This is a genomic window from Xanthomonas sp. NCPPB 3442, assembly GCF_056725145.1.
The window spans coordinates 2,492,871-2,509,398 of sequence record NZ_CM161514.1 but is presented as its reverse complement, the minus strand read 5'-3'; the positions used below and the strand labels follow the sequence as shown (position 1 = coordinate 2,509,398).

Below are 16,528 nucleotides of genomic sequence, written 5' to 3'. Positions count from 1 at the left end.
GGTAAACGCTCATGTCCATCATGTCCACCGGGACCAGCGCGCTCATCGCCTTCCAACGGGCGTTGTCGACCGTTAGCCATAACGTCGCCAACATCAATACCGAAGGCTATAGCCGCCAACGTGTGGAATTTGCAACGCGCACGCCCACCGACATGGGCTACGCGTTCGTGGGCAATGGCGCCAAGATCACCGATGTGGGCCGGGTCGCCGACCAGCTGGCCATCTCGCGCCTGCTCGACAGCGGCGGCGAACTCTCGCGCCTGCAGCAGCTGTCCTCGCTGTCCAACCGCGTCGACGCGCTGTACTCCAACACCGCCACCAACGTGGCCGGGCTGTGGTCGAATTTCTTCGATTCCACCAGCGCGGTGTCGTCCAACGCCTCCTCCACCGCCGAGCGCCAGAGCATGCTCGACAGCGGTAATTCGCTGGCGACGCGCTTCAAGCAGCTCAACGGGCAGATGGACAGCCTGAGCAACGAAGTCAACAGCGGATTGACCTCCTCGGTGGACGAAGTCAACCGCTTGACGCAGCAGATCGCCAAGCTCAACGGCACCATCGGCAGCAGTGCCCAGGCGGCAGCGCCGGACATGCTGGATCAGCGCGACGCGCTGGTGAGCAAGCTGGTCGGTTTTACCGGCGGCACGGCGGTGATCCAGGACGGCGGCTTCATGAATGTTTTCACCGCCGGCGGTCAGCCGCTGGTGGTCGGTACCACCTCTTCCAAACTCGTCACCGTTGCCGACCCGTATCAGCCGACCAAGCTGCAGGTGGCGATGCAGACCCAAGGCCAGAACGTCAGCCTCAGCGCCAGTTCGCTGGGCGGCCAGATCGGCGGTCTGCTGGAATTTCGCAGCAGCGTGCTGGAGCCGACCCAGGCCGAACTCGGCCGCCTGGCCGTGGGCATGGCCAGCACCTTCAATGCCGGCCACAGCCAGGGGATGGACTTGTATGGCGCGATGGGCGGGAACTTCTTCAATATCGGTTCGCCTACCGTTGCCGCCAATCCGAGCAATACCGGCAGCGCATCGCTGAGCGCCAGTTTCAGCAACGTGAGCGCCGTTGACGGCCAGAACGTCACGCTCAGCTTCGACGGCACCACCTGGAAAGCCATCAATGCCAGTACCGGCTCTGCCGTGCCGATGACCGGTACCGGCACCGCCGCCGACCCGCTGGTGCTCAATGGCGTCAGCATGGTGGTGGGCGGCACGCCGGCCAGCGGCGACAAGTTCCTGCTGCAGCCCACCGCCGGGCTGGCCGGCAGCCTGTCGGTGGCCATTACCGATCCCTCGCGGATTGCCGCCGCCACCCCGGTCAAGGCCACCGCCACGGTCGCCAACCTGGGCACCGGCAAGATCAGCGACGTCAAGGTCACCAATGCGCAGAACCCCGCGCTGCTGACCCCCTCGTCGATCGAGTTCATCGACGCCAACCAGTACACCATCGATGGCGCCGGCCCGTTCGCCTACACCGCCGGCCAGACCATCAGCGCCAACGGCTGGAGCTTCGCGCTGGACGGCGCGCCCAAGGCCGGCGACACCTTCGGCGTCGGCCCAATGGGCGCAGGCTCCAGCGACAACGGCAATGCCAAATTGCTGGCCAACTTCGACGATGCCAAGGCGCTCAGCGGTGGCACGGTCACCCTCAATGGCGCGCTCTCCGGCCTGACCACCTCGGTGGGTTCGGCCGCGCGTGCGGCCAGCTATTCGGCCGATGCGCAGAAGGTCATCAACGACCAGGCGCAGGCCAGCCGCGATTCGATTTCCGGCGTCAACCTCGACGAGGAAGCCGCCAACATGCTGAAGCTGCAGCAGGCCTACCAGGCCGCCGCACAGATGATCTCTACCGCCGACACCGTCTTCCAAGCCATCCTGGGTGCCGTACGCTGATGACCGACCGTATCTCCACCAGCATGATGTACAGCCAGTCGGTCGCCTCGATGGGCGCCAAGCAGTCGCGGCTGAACCAGCTCGAATCGCAGCTCTCCAGTGGGCAGCGCCTGGTCACCGCCAAGGACGACCCGGTGGCTGCGGGCACGGCGGTCGGCCTGGACCGTGCCCTGGCGGCGATCACGCGCTTCGGCGAAAACGCCAACAACGTGCAGAACCGGCTCGGGCTGCAGGAAAACGCGCTGTCGCAAGCCGGCGACAAAATGGCGCGCGTCACCGAATTGGCGGTGCAGGCCAGCAACTCTTCGCTCAGCCCCGATGACCGCAAGGCGATCGCCTCGGAACTGACAGCGCTGCGCGAGAGCATGGTGAGCCTGGCCAACAGCACCGACGGCACCGGGCGCTACCTGTTCGGCGGCACCGCCGATGGCAGTGCGCCTTTCATCAAGAGCAATGGCAGCGTCACCTACAACGGCGACCAGACCCAGAAGCAGGTCGAAGTGGCGCCGGACACCTTCGTCAGCGACACCCTGCCCGGCAGCGAAATCTTCATGCGCATCCGCACCGGCGACGGCACCGTGGATGCGCACGCCAACGCCGCCAACACGGGGACCGGCTTGCTGCTGGATTTCAGCCGCGATGCGAGCACCGGCAGCTGGAACGGTGGAAGTTACAGCGTGCAGTTCACCGCCGCCGACACCTATGAAGTGCGCGACAGCACCAATACGGTGGTCGGCACCGGCACCTACAAGGAGGGCGAAGACATCAACGCCGCCGGCGTGCGCATGCGCATCAGCGGCGCCCCGGCGGTGGGCGACAGTTTCCAGATTGGCGCCTCCGGCACCAAGGATGTGTTCTCCACCATCGACGACCTGGTCGGCGCGCTCAACTCCGATACGCTGACCGCGCCGCAGAAGGCTGCGATGATCAACACGCTGCAGTCGTCCATGCGCGACATCACCCAGGCATCTTCGAAGATGATCGATGCGCGCGCCTCCGGCGGCGCGCAGTTGTCGGCCATCGACAATGCCAACTCATTGCTTGAATCCAACGAAGTCACGCTCAAGACCAGCCTGTCGTCGATCCGCGACCTGGATTACGCCTCGGCGATTGGGCAGTACCAACTCGAGAAGGCCTCGTTGCAGGCCGCTCAAACGATTTTTCAGCAGATGCAGTCCTCGTCGTTGTTCAACATCATCCGCTGATTTTGCCGCAGAAAACCTGGGTTTTCTTCGCTCCTGCGCGTGAGCGCTTGCGCAGGCGGACGGAGTTTATTTTTCGAAGAGTTATACCAACGCTAAAGATTGGCGGGGTGCTGCCGAATAAACCAAACCCCTTGATACACAACGCTTACGTATTTCGTCCCGACGCAGAAAGACAGTAAAAAATACTGAATTTCGCTAAAGGTTCCCGACGCAACGCCGTTATTCATCTCAGCAGCGGCAACGGCCAACTTGATGGCCCCCCTGCGGAGGCTCCAGGCAAGTCCCCCTTGCCGGAAAAATCGCTTAGGAGAAATCAAAATGGCACAGGTAATCAACACCAACGTAATGTCGCTGAACGCTCAGCGGAACCTCAACACCAGCAGCGCCAGCATGTCGACGAGCATCCAGCGTCTGTCGTCTGGTCTGCGCATCAACAGCGCCAAGGACGACGCCGCAGGTCTGGCGATCTCCGAGCGTTTCACCACGCAGATCCGCGGCCTGGACGTTGCCTCGCGCAACGCCAACGACGGTATCTCGCTGGCCCAGACCGCCGAAGGCGCGATGGTGGAAATCGGCAGCAACCTGCAGCGTATCCGCGAGCTGTCGGTGCAGTCGTCCAACGCCACCAACTCGTCCACCGACCGTGACGCGCTGAACTCGGAAGTCAAGCAGCTGACCGCGGAAATCGACCGCGTTGCCAACCAGACCAACTTCAACGGCACCAAGCTGCTGGACGGCTCGTTCTCCGGCGCGCTGTTCCAGGTCGGCGCCGACGCCGGCCAGACCATCGGCATCAACAGCATCGTCGACGCCAACGTCGATTCGCTGGGCAAGGCCAACTTCGCTGCCGCCGTCTCCGGCGCCGGCGTCACCGGCACCGCCACCGCTTCTGGTTCGGTCAGCGGCATCAGCCTGTCGTTCAAGGACGCCAGCGGCTCGGCCAAGAGCGTCACCATTGCCGACGTCAAGATCGGCGCCGGCGACACCGCTGCCGACGTCAACAAGAAGGTCGCCTCGGCGATCAACGACAAGCTCGACCAGACCGGCATGTACGCCTCGATCAAGAGCGACGGTTCGCTGCAGATCGAATCGCTGAAGGCTGGCCAGGACTTCACCTCGCTGTCGGCTGGCACCTCCAGCGCCGCTGGCATCACCGTCGGCGCCGGCATCACCACCGCTTCGGCCGCTTCCGGCTCCACCGCTTCGACCCTGAGCAGCCTGGATATCTCCACGTTCTCCGGCTCGCAGAAGGCCCTGGAAATCGTCGACAAGGCGCTGACCGCGGTCAACTCCTCGCGCGCCGACATGGGTGCGGTGCAGAACCGCTTCACCTCCACCATCGCCAACCTGAGCGCAACCTCGGAAAACCTGTCGGCCTCGCGTAGCCGTATCCGCGACACCGACTACGCCAAGGAAACTGCCGAACTGACCCGCACGCAAATCCTGCAGCAGGCCGGTACCGCGATGCTGGCCCAGGCCAAGTCGGTTCCGCAGAACGTGCTGAGCCTGCTGCAGTAACTGGCAGTGACCTGCCGCCGCAACGCGGCAGTGCTCCGCAGCACGTCCAAAGCCCCTCTTCGGAGGGGCTTTTTTGTGGCCGCAGCCCGTCCACGCCCGCCATGGACGGTTTGTTGACGGGCGCCGCCGGCCACCACGGGCATGGAACTTGCATCGATAGCCGTCGTGCGCGTGACCCCTCGCCGCCGCTAAAGTCCTCGCGGATGCGGCCGATACCCGTCACGTAATCCCATGCGTCCGTCTGTTTCGGGCGCCCAGACGAGGAATGCAACATGGCATCGGTGATCAGCACTTCTGGCTCCGGATTGGACATCCCTACCGTGGTGTCCACCCTGGTGTCCCGGCAGAAAGACCCCGAGCAGGCACGCATCAACAAGGCCGGCACCGCCGCGACCACGCAGTTATCGGCGATCAGCCAGATCAAGAGCAGCATGACCACGCTCAAGTCTGCGCTGGACAAGGTGATCAGCAGCGCCGACACCAACGCCTACAAGGCCACGGTGCCGACCGATGCCGGCTTCACCGCTACCACCACCAGTTCGGCGGCGCCGGGCAACTATTCGGTGGAAGTGGTCTCGCTGGCGACCTCGCAGAAACTGGCCTCCGGTGCATTCGCTGCCGATGCCACCGTGGGTAGCGGCACGCTGACGATCGGCTATGGCGATCAGAGCGTCACCGTGGACATCAGCGGCACCGACAAGCTCACCGACATCGCTGCAGCCATCAACAAGGCCGCCGGCGGCAAGGGCGTGACCGCCAGCGTGGTCACCGCCAACGATGGCCAGCACCTGGTCTTCAATGCGGTCGACTCCGGTACCAAGGGCGCCCTGACCATCAGCGCCAGCGACCCCAGCCTGAGCAGCCTGACCTACGGCCCCGGCGTCACCGGCGGGCTGAACAAGACCGTCGCTGCCGCCGACGCGCTGGTACGCGTGGACGGTTTCGAGCGCACGTCCAGCTCCAACACCGTCAGCGACATCGTGCCCGGCGTGGTGCTCACCCTGACCAAGGCCGCTGAAGGCACCAAGTTCAATCTGGGCGTGGCCGCCGACACCAGCGGCCTCAAGGGCAACCTCACGGCGTTCGCCGCGGCCTACAACACGGCCAACACGCTGCTGGCCAAGAGCAGCAGTTATGACGCCACCACCAAGACCGCCTCGGCGCTGACCGGCGATTCGCTGGTGCGCAATCTGCAGCAGCAGCTGCGCGGCCAGGTCAGCGGCAACGTCAACGAACTCAAGGCCCTGGGCCTGACCATCGACAAGGATGGCGTGATGAGTTTCGACGGCGCCAAGTTCGACACCGCCATCGCCTCGGACGGTGGCGCCGCGGCCGAGGTGTTCGGCAAGGACAGCAAGTTCAGCGGCACGCTGAGCAAAGTGCTGGACAGCAACGTCAATGTCACCAACGGCACGCTGACCCTGCGCTCGGACAGCTTGAACAAGACCATCAAGGGCTATGAGTCGGAGCTGGACGATCTCGATGCGCGCATGGAAAAACTCAGCGACCGCTACACCGCCCAATTCACCGCAATGGAAACCATGATCAGCCAGTTGCAGAGCAGCACCAGCTCGCTCAGCAGCCTGCTGACAAGCTGATTTCCGTGATGACGATCCTCAAGTCCTGTCAGGGTATTGCCGATACAAGTAAGGCCTATCGTGATTTCGGCCTTGCCTTCCGGCAGGAGCGTCGTCGCAGGAGCGCAGCGCTCCGGGACCAGCGAAGGTCAGCCCATTGAGGAGTCATCCATGTACGGTTCCAATCGTCAGTATGCCGAGCAATATCGCAAGGTCGGCGTGTCCACCAGCGTGACCGAAGCCGATCCGCACAAGCTGGTCTCGCTGCTGTTTGCCGGCGCTTGCCAACGCATCCGTCTGGCCCAGGCCTGCCTGGCGCAGGGCGACCAGGCGCGCAAGGGCAAGGCCATCGGCGAGGCTTGCGCGATCGTCGGTCACTTGAACGGCTCGCTCGATCACGAAGCCGGTGGCGAGATCGCTGGTAACCTCTCGGCCCTGTACGACTACGTGATGCAGCGGCTGACCGCGGCCAACCTGCACAACGACGAGACCGCGTTGACCGAAGCGCTGGGGTTGCTCAGCGAAATTGACTCGGCGTGGAACTCCATCCCCCTCGAACAACGCGGCCTTTCCGCCGTTTCGTGAGTCCTGCCATGCATAGCGTGCAAAGCCTTCAAGCAGAAATCGCCGACCTCCGCCTGGCCATGGCGCAAGAGGAGTTCGAGGCGATGCCGCAGATGCTGGACAACCACGACCTGCACCTGCGCGAATACGCGCAGCAGGTGGACATCCAGCAGGACCGCGACGCGCTGCAGGCCTTGCTCACCATGCATCAGGACTTGATGCGGATGATGCGCGAGCGGCAGCGCAAGCTGCTGGAACTGATCCGCGCACAGCGCACCTCATCGTCGGCCAGCCGCGCCTACGCGCGGGTCGGACGGATCTGATGAGCGCGCTCGGCACACTCGCGCCATCGGCCGATGCCGAGCTGTTTGCCGACACGCTCAGTTGCCAATTGCAGTTGCCGGCCGGCTTCCGCGCCGGGAGCGATGCGGGCGCGCACAGCGCCGCTGAAACCCTGTTGCGCAGTCTTGGCCAGGTCGAAGACCTGCGTAGCGAAGAAACCAGCGAGGACCGCGGCGAACTGCCGCTGCTGGTGCAGCGCATGGACGCCAAACTGGATTTGATGCTGGCGCTGATCGGCCGCCTGGTGCGCCAGGGCGACAGCGGCCTGAGCCAGGGAATGGTGCACTGGTCGGTGCGCGGGATCCGCCTGAGTTGCGCAACCAGTCACCCGCCCGGCACAACCGGCGCCGTTTGCCTGCAGCCGTCCGACTGGCTTCCTGAACTTGTACAGCTTCCTGCCACCGTGCTGGCGAACGCGAGCGATGGCCACGATGTCTGGCTGTGGCTGCGGTTTGCCCCGCTCGCGCCCGGCCTGCAGGATGCGCTGGAACGCCACCTGTTTCGCTTGCACCGCCGTCAGATCGCCGACGCCCGCCGCCAGCGTTGATCCGATAGTTGGCGCCGGGCGCCGGGTCAGCTAAGGTGCCCTTTACTGAAAAAGGTCTCTTCTGCGCCGTGCGAGTCATCATCGTCGACGATCACACCCTTGTCCGTGCCGGCCTGTCCAGGCTGCTGCAAACCTTCGCCGGCATCGATGTCGTGGGCGAAGCCAGCAATGCGCAACAAGCCCTGGACATGACGTCCCTGCACCGGCCCGACCTGGTGCTGATGGACCTGTCTTTGCCCGGCCGCAGCGGCCTGGATGCCATGACCGACGTGCTGCGCGCCGCGCCGCGCACGCACGTGGTGATGATGTCGATGCACGACGACCCGGTGCATGTGCGCGATGCGCTCGATCGCGGCGCGGTCGGCTTCGTGGTCAAGGACGCCGCGCCGCTGGAGCTGGAATTGGCGTTGCGCGCTGCCGCCGCCGGCCAGGTGTTCCTGAGCCCGCAGATCTCGTCCAAGATGATTGCGCCGATGCTGGGCCGCGAAAAGCCGGTCGGCATTGCCGCGCTGTCGCCGCGTCAGCGCGAGATCCTGCGCGAAATCGGCCGCGGCCAGAGCAACAAGGAAATCGCCGCCGATTTGGGCATCAGCGTCAAGACCGTGGAAACCCACCGCGCCCGCATGATGGAATCGCTCGGATGCCGTCGCGCCAACGATCTGGTGCTGCTGGCCGCCAAACATCACAACGAGTTGGTCTGACGCGCCATCCGGGCAAGCGTGGGCCAGCGACGCTGAAAACAGTGACGGGATTCCGGCGGGCACGCTTGAGCCCGCCTGCAACGTCAGGAAGTTCCTGACAAACTGTCGGGAAAATCATGAGTCACCTCACCTGACTCCCTGATTAGAAACCCGTCGCGTTGTCCTGCAAGATGCATTCCATCGCTGCTGCGTGCAGCGCCCATCGGAAGCGCTTCCATGAAGACGACTATTTCCGCCCAGCTTGGCCAGCAACTGCACCTCACCCCGCAGTTGCTGCAGTCGATCCGTCTGTTGCAATTGGACGGCATGCAATTAGAACTGGAAATCCGTCGTGCCCTGGAAACCAATCCGTTGCTGGAGTTGGAAGAGCTGGCCGATAACGGGGATCAGGCCGCCACCGACAACGATGGCGCCAGCGATATCGCCGCGTTCGACGAACTGCCGGAAAGCACGATGTGGGACGTGCAGGGCGGCAGTTGGAACGATGGGGACGACGATCGCATGCAGCGCGTGGCCGCCGGCGAGTCGACCGACCCGCATGTGCGCATCCTGCGCGAGCTGGCGCTGGACCTGGACGAGGCGGCATTGGGGGCCGCTGCGTTCTGGCTGGAGCAGACCGACGACGCCGGTTATCTGACCGAAGCGCTGTCGACGCTGCAAAAGCTGGGCGCCACCCGTCTGGGCATGACCGTGCAGGCGGTGGAAGCGATCCGGCAGCGGTTGCTGCACGGCGACCCGGCCGGTCTGGCCGCCTGCGACCTGCGCGAGTGTCTGCAGGCCCAGTTGAGCGCCCTGCCCGGCCGCGTGCCGGCACGCCACCTGGCTGCGCGCATCCTCGACGGCGATCTGGAGCTGCTGGCCGCGCACGACTACACGGTGCTGGCACGCGCACACGATGCCGAAGTGGACGATGCCCGCGAAGCGGTGCGGCTGATCCTGTCGCTGCAACCTCGCCCCGGCGACGACCTGCTGCAGGAAAGCAATGCCAGCGTGATTCCGGATGTGCTCGCCTGGCACGCCGACGACAGCTGGCGCGTCGCACTCAACCCGGCCACCACTCATCGCGTCAGCATCAATCCGGTGCACGAACGCGCGCTGGCCGACGCCGGCGAGACCGCGCAGCCGTTGCGCGACATGCTGCAGGAAGCGCGCTGGCTGACCCGCGGGCTGTCGATGCGCTATGAGACCCTGCTGCGCGCCACGCGTGCCATCGTCGAACGCCAGGCCGCCTTCCTGGCGCGTGGCGAAGAAGCGATGGCACCGCTGACGCTGAAGGAAATCGCCGACGAGATCGGCATGCACGAATCGACCATTTCGCGCATCACCACCGGCAAATACATCCAGACTCCACGCGGCACCTTCGAGCTCAAGCACTTCTTCGCTGTGCGGCTGGAAGGCGCCAGCGTCTCCGGCCAGGCCGTCAAGGCGATGGTGCGCCGCTTGATCGAAAGCGAGCCGGCCGGCCGCCCGCTGGCCGACGAGGCGATTGCCGGATTGCTGTCGCGGCAAGGCGTTAACATTGCGCGCCGCACCGTGGCCAAGTACCGCGAACAACTTGATATCGCACCGGCACGCGAGCGCCGCCGCACCACTAAACCGCTGCTTGCCCGGGCAGGATAAGGACTACTATGAGCAAACTCACCGTGCTGCTGGTCGACGACCACGAGGGCTTCATCAACGCTGCGATGCGTCATTTTCGCAAGGTCGATTGGCTCAATATCGTGGGCAGTGCCGCCAATGGGCTGGAAGCGATCGAGCGCTCTGAGTCGCTGCGCCCCAATGTCGTGCTGATGGACCTGGCCATGCCGGAGATGGGCGGGCTGCAGGCCACGCGTCTGATCAAGACGCAGGACGATCCGCCGTATATTGTCATTGCGAGCCACTTCGATGATGCCGAGCATCGTGAACACGCTCTTCGCGCGGGTGCTGACAATTTTGTCAGCAAGCTGTCCTATATCCAGGAAGTCATGCCAATCCTGGAGGGCCTGACGGAAGGAGCCAGGAATGAGTGAGTCCCGCATTCTGTTGATCGACAGTGACGCCGTGCGCGCCGAGCGCACCGTGTCGCTGCTCGAGTTCATGGACTTCAATCCCCGCTGGGTCACCGACGGCGCCGACATCAATCCTGGCCGTCACCGCCACGATGAGTGGATGGCGGTGATGGTGGGCTCGGCGCAGGACGCCGCACAGGCCGACAAATTCTTCGACTGGCTGGCCGATGCCAAGCTGCCGCCACCGGTACTGCTGATGGAGGGCAGCCCGAGCGCGTTTGCGCAATCCCACGGCCTGCACGAAGCCAATGTGTGGGCGTTGGACACTCCCCTGCGGCATGCGCAGCTGGAAGCGTTGCTGCGCCGTGCCAGCCTCAAGCGGCTGGACGCCGAGCACCAGGCCGGTGTGCAGCAGGACTCCGGCCCGACCGGCAACAGCGAGGCAGTGACCCGCCTGCGCCGGCTGATCGACCAGGTGGCCGCGTTCGACACCACCGTGCTGGTGCTGGGCGAATCCGGCACCGGCAAGGAAGTCGTGGCGCGCGCCATCCACCAGCATTCGCCGCGGCGCGACGGGCCGTTCGTGGCGATCAACTGCGGCGCGATCCCGCCGGATCTGCTGGAAAGCGAACTCTTCGGCCACGAGAAAGGCGCCTTCACCGGCGCCCTGAGTGCACGCAAGGGCCGTTTCGAGATGGCCGAGGGCGGCACGCTGCTGCTGGACGAGATTGGCGACATGAGCCTGCCGATGCAGGTCAAGCTGCTGCGCGTGCTGCAGGAGCGCAGCTTCGAGCGCGTTGGCGGCGGGCAGACCATCCGCTGCAACGTGCGCGTGATCGCCGCGACCCACCGCAATCTGGAATCGCGCATCAGCGATGGCCAGTTCCGCGAGGACCTGTTCTATCGCCTGAATGTGTTTCCGATCGAAATGCCGGCACTGCGCGAGCGCGTGGACGATCTGGCCATGCTGGTACAGACCATTGCGGGCCAGCTGGCACGCACCGGTCGCGGCGAAGTGCGCTTTGCCGACGAGGCCCTGCAGGCGCTGCGCAGTTACGATTGGCCGGGCAATGTGCGCGAACTGACCAATCTGGTCGAGCGCCTGGCGGTGCTGCATCCCGGCGGGCTGGTGCGGGTGCAGGATCTGCCGGCGCGTTATCGCGGCGATTTCGCCTCGTCCATTCCGGTCGAGTTGCCGCCGGAGCCAGCGTTGGTGGCCGCACCGGTCGAAGTCAGCGCCCTGCCGAGCAATGTGGTGACGCTGCAACCGAAGACCGCCGATGCCGAACCGGCCGCCACGTCCAGCCTGCCGGACGATGGCATCGATTTGCGCGGGCATATGGCCAATATCGAGTTGGCGTTGATCAACGAAGCATTGGAACGCACGCAGGGCGTGGTGGCGCATGCCGCTCAGCTGCTGGGCCTGCGCCGCACCACGTTGGTGGAGAAGCTGCGCAAGTACGGCATCGATCGCGAGCAGACCGAGCTGGCCAACTGAGCCAGCATACGCTCGGGTCCCGCTCGCTGGCATAGCGCTTGCTTCAGCAGGATCACTCCGCTCGCAGCTGCCGGCTGCGGCGGAATCCCGACATCCACCCGCACCAGCGAGGCATTGATGCCCATTCCCGTCACCAGTCCGCTGCTGCCGCCGCTGGAAGAGTTCCTGCCCTATCTGGAACGGATCTGGACCAGCCGCATCGTCAGCAACGGTGGCGAGATGCACCGGGCGTTGGAGCAGGCGTTGTGCGATTACCTGGGCGTTCCGCACCTTGCACTGCTGACCAATGGCACCACCGCGTTGATCACCGCCCTGCAGGCGCTGCGCATCACCGGCGAAGTGATCACCACGCCCTACTCGTTCGTGGCTACCGCGCATTCGCTGCTGTGGAAAAGCATCACCCCGGTGTTCGTGGACATCGACCCGGTGACGCTCAACATGGACCCTTCGAAGATCGAAGCGGCCATCACCCCGCAGACCACCGCGATCATGCCGGTGCACTGCTATGGCACCGCCTGCGACACCAGCGCAATCACCCGCATCGCCGATATCTATAACCTCAAGGTGATCTACGACGCGGCGCATGCTTTTGGGGTGCGCGATGACGGCGGCTCGATCCTGCGCCACGGCGACCTGAGCGTATTGAGCTTCCATGCAACCAAGGTCTTCAATACCTTCGAGGGCGGCGCGATTGTCTGTCCCGACGAAAGGACCTATCAGCGCATCGGGCATCTGAAGAATTTCGGCTTTGTCGATGAGACCACGGTGGTGGCACCGGGCATCAACGGCAAGATGAATGAGATCAGCGCAGCCTTCGGACTGCTGCAGCTCAAGCACATCGATCACGCCATCGCCCAGCGCAGCGCCATCGATGCGCAGTATCGGCAGCGCCTGAGCGATGTTCGCGGCGTGCGCTGCGTGGCACGGCCCGATCACGCCAGCGCCAACTACGCGTACTTTCCGATCCTGGTGCAGGACGACTACCCGCTGTCGCGCGATGCGCTGTACCAAGTGATGCGCGAGCACGGCATCCTGGTGCGGCGGTACTTCTATCCGTTGATCAGCGATTTCCCGATGTATCGCGCCCTGCCCTCCTCGGCGCCGGCATGGCTGCCGGTCGCGCGCTCGGTGGCCGCACAGGTATTGTGCCTGCCAATCTTTCCTGGCCTGACCCGCGACCAGGTCGATACCATTGCCGATCTGATCGCCGGCGCACAGGCAACATGATCGCAACACGCTGCAGCTGCATTCCAGACTCCCATCTCTTCAACAGGCAACCAGGCGAGCTCGCATGACCCAGGCAACATTTATCGAGAACTTCCTCTCCGCCACCGACTTCCAGGAACCGGTGGAGGTCACCATGGACACCGCACTGGCCGACTTGCCTGAGTGGGATTCGCTCTCCGCGTTGGGGGTAATCGTCATGTTCGACGTGGATTACGGAAAGGTCATTACCGGCGAAGATCTCAAGAACTGCGCCACCTTGAACGATCTTCACAAACTGCTGGGGTAAAGCCATGGGACTGTCCACTCTTAGCAATGTCCGTTTTGCGGGCATGGCGAGTTGCGTGCCCAAGCGGATCATTTCCAACCTGACCGATTGCCCGCCGAAGATGCGCTCAGAACGCGAGCGTCTGGTGCGTAACATCGGCATCGAGTTTCGTCGCATTTGCCCAAGCTGGCAGACATTTTCCGATTTGGCGCTCATCTCTGCGGAAAAGCTGCTTGCAGAGCTGCAATGGGATAAGGAAGAAATCGATGCACTGATTGTCGTGACGCAATCACCCGACTACCCCATCCCGGCCACGGCCATCATCATGCAGCACCGGCTGCAATTGCCACAGACCGCTATCGCCTTTGATGTCAATCTCGGCTGTTCCGGCTATCCTTTTGGCCTACACCTGGTGGGAAGCATGATTGCAGCGGGCACCATCAAAAAGGCGCTTCTGCTGGTCGGCGACCGCTCGGCCACGCTTCTGGACCCATTGTTCTCCGACGCGGGCACCGCCACGGCGCTGGAGTTCGACAAGAATGCACCACCCATGCATTTCGATTTGAACAGCGACGGTAGCGGCTACCGAGCCATCATGTTGCCCATAGGCGGACATCGTGAGCCTTACGGCCCCCAACATATCTCTCCTACACGTGACGAGAACGGTGTGCTGCATTGGCCGGGTGAACTCATTCTGGATGGCCCTGCCGTATTGAGTTTCTCGACCCAGCGAGTACCTCCAGCGGTGGAAAGATTGCTTGAGTATTCTGGTGTTGATAAGGACAGCGTTGATTTTTTCGTTTTCCATCAGGCCAACAAGATGATCAACGAAACCATCCGCAAGAAGTTGGCGCTGCCGACGGAGAAAGTTCCGTCAACCTTGCGAGACTTCGGCAATACCAGTGGCGCCTCCCTGCCCGTCACCATGACCGTCCGCCTGAACGATACGCTGATCAATGCCAGGCACCGACTGTTGCTTGCCGGCTTCGGTATCGGCTTGTCGTGGGGCACGGCGATCGTGGACGTCGAAAACGCGGCTTTTCCGGCACTGATCGAAGCATGAACGCCGAGCGTGATCCGTTTTCCCTAGAAGGCAAGCGCGTCCTGGTGACTGGTGCTTCATCGGGTATTGGTCGTCAAATTGCAATCACTTGCTCCCAGATGGGAGCGAGCGTTGTCATCACCGGACGCAACACCGAGCGCTTGCAAGCCACATTCGACCAACTGGACGGCCAAGGCCACACGCAAGTGGTGGCGGACTTGGCGGTACAGGAGGGTATTGACCACGTGGTGGCTGCGAGCGGTGTCATCAACGGCCTGGCGCACGCAGCTGGCATGTCCAAGCTGACCCCCTTTCGAATGATCGGTCAAGCGCACCTTGACGAGACATTTGCAAGCAACACCTACGCACCCATGCTACTGACGCGAGGCCTATTGGCGAAGAAGCAGATCGCGCCGGGCGGATCCCTGCTATTCATTGCCTCAATTGCCTCGCATATCGGCCCACTGGCAAGCAGCGCATACGCTGCCAGCAAAAGCGCCCTGCTGGGCATGATGCGCTCGCTTGGCATGGAAGTAGCAAAGCAAGGTATGCGCGCCAACTGCATTGCACCGGGTTATGTACGCACTCCCTTGTTGGATGGGTTGCAGGGAAGCGGCGGCAATATGGACAGCCTGTTTGAATTGACGCCACTTGGCATGGGCGAGCCGGAAGACGTGGCTTATGCAGCAGTGTTCTATCTTTCCGATGCCAGCCGCTGGATCACGCGCAACCACTTCATTCTTGATGGCGGTTTTTCTGTACCGATGGACATCTACGCATGACCAACGCGGCGCAACGCGCTTTTTCACTGGATGGCAAGACCATTTTGGTCACAGGCGCTTCATCAGGCATCGGCAGGCAAATCGCTGTTTCCTGCGCGCGGCGTGGGGCGCGCCTGGTCATCACCGGGCGGGATGCAGAACGCCTGCAGGAAACCTACAACTTGTTGAATGGCCAAGGCCACCTTCAAGTGCTGGCCGACCTGACCGAAGCCGAAGGCCGTGAACGACTAGTACAGGGCATTTCCAGCCTAGATGGCTTGGTCCACTGCGCTGGCAGGCAGCGCTTGAGCCCTATCAGGCAGTTGACCGAGAAGCTCATGACCGATGTCTATGCGGTCAATTTCCTGGCCCCTGTCATGCTCACCCAGCGGCTGTTGCAGGCCAACGCTCTTGCGCCTCAAAGTTCCATCGTCTTCATGCTTTCCACTGCGGCCCATATCGGCACACCCGGGGTAGGACCGTATTCGGCCATGAAGTCAGCCCTGCTCGGCATCATTCGCTGCCTGTCCATGGAGCAGGCCAAACGCAAGATCCGGGTCAATGGCATGTCTCCCTCTGCAGTCATAACGCCCATTTGGGACGCAACCCATCTGGAAGCACAGCGAAAACGCCACCCGCTCGGTTTGGGCACCTCAGAGGACGTAGCGAACGCTGCGATCTATCTCTTGTCCGATGCCAGCCGCTGGGTAACCGGGACCAGTTTGGTAATGGACGGTGGGTCTGTCCTATGACCTATTCCGTGCTCATCGTCGGGGCGGGCGGCTGGGGCCGGGAGGTTCTTGAGCAGATGCAAGGTGATATTGCACATCGCAAGGAATGGGAAGTCACCGGATTCCTGGACAGCCGCGAGCATATTCTCGATGGCTTCGATACCGGGGTACCCATCGTCGGTGACCCTTTGACATACGTGCCGCGTGGCAACGAGGCTTTTGTCTGCGCGCAAGGCGACCCATTGGAACGGCATAAATACATTCAACCGCTGCTTGCAAAGGGGGCCGCGTTCATCCCAATCTGCACCGAGGCGCACCTCAGTCGTCGCGTGCGTCTGGGCACAGGTTGCTTTCTCGGCAACCAGGTACACGTTGGCCCCGATGTGTGGATCGGGGATTTTGCCAATCTGCTCACTTGGTCGGTGATTGGACACGATGTCCGCATTGGCAATTATGCTCATGTGGGCGCACAGGTTTTCATGGGAGGCGGTGTGCAGATAGGCGACTTCGCAGTCGTGCACCCACGTGCCACCCTAGTACCTGGCGTCAAGGTAGGTGAGCACGCTGTCGTCGGCACCGGTGCGGTCGTGCTGAAGGATGTGCCGGCAGGCGCCACGGTGTTTGGCAATCCGGCCAAGATCGTATTCCACAAGAACATCAAGATGGACTGATC

At 63.2% G+C, this 16,528-nt stretch carries 17 protein-coding genes; all 17 read left to right on the top strand.

The genetic code is table 11. From position 1 onward, the window contains the following. Window positions 1-11: 11 nt before the first annotated feature. Entirely contained in the window at window positions 12-1,886 is a 1,875-nt protein-coding gene (flgK, locus tag AC1POX_RS10890; RefSeq protein ID WP_372356149.1) for a flagellar hook-associated protein FlgK, read from the top strand. Next, entirely contained in the window at window positions 1,886-3,091 is a 1,206-nt protein-coding gene (flgL, locus tag AC1POX_RS10885; RefSeq protein ID WP_003482970.1) for a flagellar hook-associated protein FlgL, read from the top strand. Before flgK ends, flgL begins: the two co-directional genes overlap by 1 nt. 318 nt (window positions 3,092-3,409) lie before the next feature. Continuing rightward, window positions 3,410-4,609, top strand: coding sequence for a flagellin (locus AC1POX_RS10880; RefSeq protein ID WP_016848727.1), 1,200 nt, complete (start codon window positions 3,410-3,412; stop codon window positions 4,607-4,609). A gap of 272 nt (window positions 4,610-4,881) precedes the next feature. After that, entirely contained in the window at window positions 4,882-6,207 is a 1,326-nt protein-coding gene (gene fliD, locus AC1POX_RS10875) for a flagellar filament capping protein FliD (RefSeq protein ID WP_372356148.1), read from the top strand. A 150-nt stretch (window positions 6,208-6,357) separates the two neighbouring features. Then, entirely contained in the window at window positions 6,358-6,771 is a 414-nt protein-coding gene (gene fliS, locus AC1POX_RS10870; RefSeq protein WP_014090121.1) for a flagellar export chaperone FliS, read from the top strand. Window positions 6,772-6,779: 8 nt separating this feature from the next. Then, on the top strand, window positions 6,780-7,073 hold the full coding sequence (locus AC1POX_RS10865; protein WP_008575949.1) for a hypothetical protein: 294 nt from the start codon (window positions 6,780-6,782) through the stop codon (window positions 7,071-7,073). Continuing rightward, on the top strand, window positions 7,073-7,639 hold the full coding sequence (locus tag AC1POX_RS10860; RefSeq protein ID WP_008575948.1) for a PilZ domain-containing protein: 567 nt from the start codon (window positions 7,073-7,075) through the stop codon (window positions 7,637-7,639). Before AC1POX_RS10865 ends, AC1POX_RS10860 begins: the two co-directional genes overlap by 1 nt. A gap of 68 nt (window positions 7,640-7,707) precedes the next feature. Beyond that, window positions 7,708-8,340, top strand: a complete 633-nt coding sequence (locus AC1POX_RS10855; protein WP_003482986.1) for a response regulator transcription factor — start codon at window positions 7,708-7,710, stop codon at window positions 8,338-8,340. A gap of 216 nt (window positions 8,341-8,556) precedes the next feature. Beyond that, window positions 8,557-9,960 (top strand): RNA polymerase factor sigma-54, encoded by a 1,404-nt coding sequence (gene rpoN, locus AC1POX_RS10850; protein ID WP_218560631.1) that lies wholly within the window; start codon window positions 8,557-8,559, stop codon window positions 9,958-9,960. Between the two features lie 8 nt (window positions 9,961-9,968). After that, on the top strand, window positions 9,969-10,352 hold the full coding sequence (locus AC1POX_RS10845) for a response regulator (RefSeq protein ID WP_003482992.1): 384 nt from the start codon (window positions 9,969-9,971) through the stop codon (window positions 10,350-10,352). Continuing rightward, the gene (locus AC1POX_RS10840) at window positions 10,345-11,829 is read left to right on the top strand and encodes a sigma-54 dependent transcriptional regulator (protein WP_372357124.1); all 1,485 of its coding nucleotides are present in this window, start codon (window positions 10,345-10,347) and stop codon (window positions 11,827-11,829) included. The genes AC1POX_RS10845 and AC1POX_RS10840 overlap by 8 nt, the downstream gene beginning before the upstream one ends. Before the next feature lie 117 nt (window positions 11,830-11,946). Further along, window positions 11,947-13,056 (top strand): DegT/DnrJ/EryC1/StrS family aminotransferase, encoded by a 1,110-nt coding sequence (locus AC1POX_RS10835; RefSeq protein ID WP_008575944.1) that lies wholly within the window; start codon window positions 11,947-11,949, stop codon window positions 13,054-13,056. Between the two features lie 64 nt (window positions 13,057-13,120). Further along, complete coding sequence (locus AC1POX_RS10830; protein ID WP_008575943.1) at window positions 13,121-13,342, top strand: acyl carrier protein; 222 nt, start codon at window positions 13,121-13,123, stop codon at window positions 13,340-13,342. 4 nt (window positions 13,343-13,346) lie between these two features. Next, the gene (locus AC1POX_RS10825) at window positions 13,347-14,384 is read left to right on the top strand and encodes a ketoacyl-ACP synthase III (RefSeq protein ID WP_033479029.1); all 1,038 of its coding nucleotides are present in this window, start codon (window positions 13,347-13,349) and stop codon (window positions 14,382-14,384) included. Beyond that, window positions 14,381-15,145, top strand: a complete 765-nt coding sequence (locus AC1POX_RS10820) for an SDR family NAD(P)-dependent oxidoreductase (RefSeq protein ID WP_033479028.1) — start codon at window positions 14,381-14,383, stop codon at window positions 15,143-15,145. The genes AC1POX_RS10825 and AC1POX_RS10820 overlap by 4 nt, the downstream gene beginning before the upstream one ends. Then, window positions 15,142-15,876: an SDR family NAD(P)-dependent oxidoreductase gene (locus AC1POX_RS10815; RefSeq protein WP_008575940.1), complete on the top strand. Its 735-nt coding sequence runs from the start codon at window positions 15,142-15,144 to the stop codon at window positions 15,874-15,876. Before AC1POX_RS10820 ends, AC1POX_RS10815 begins: the two co-directional genes overlap by 4 nt. Continuing rightward, window positions 15,873-16,526: a NeuD/PglB/VioB family sugar acetyltransferase gene (locus AC1POX_RS10810; protein ID WP_008575938.1), complete on the top strand. Its 654-nt coding sequence runs from the start codon at window positions 15,873-15,875 to the stop codon at window positions 16,524-16,526. The genes AC1POX_RS10815 and AC1POX_RS10810 overlap by 4 nt, the downstream gene beginning before the upstream one ends. The last annotated feature ends 2 nt before the right edge of the window (window positions 16,527-16,528 follow it).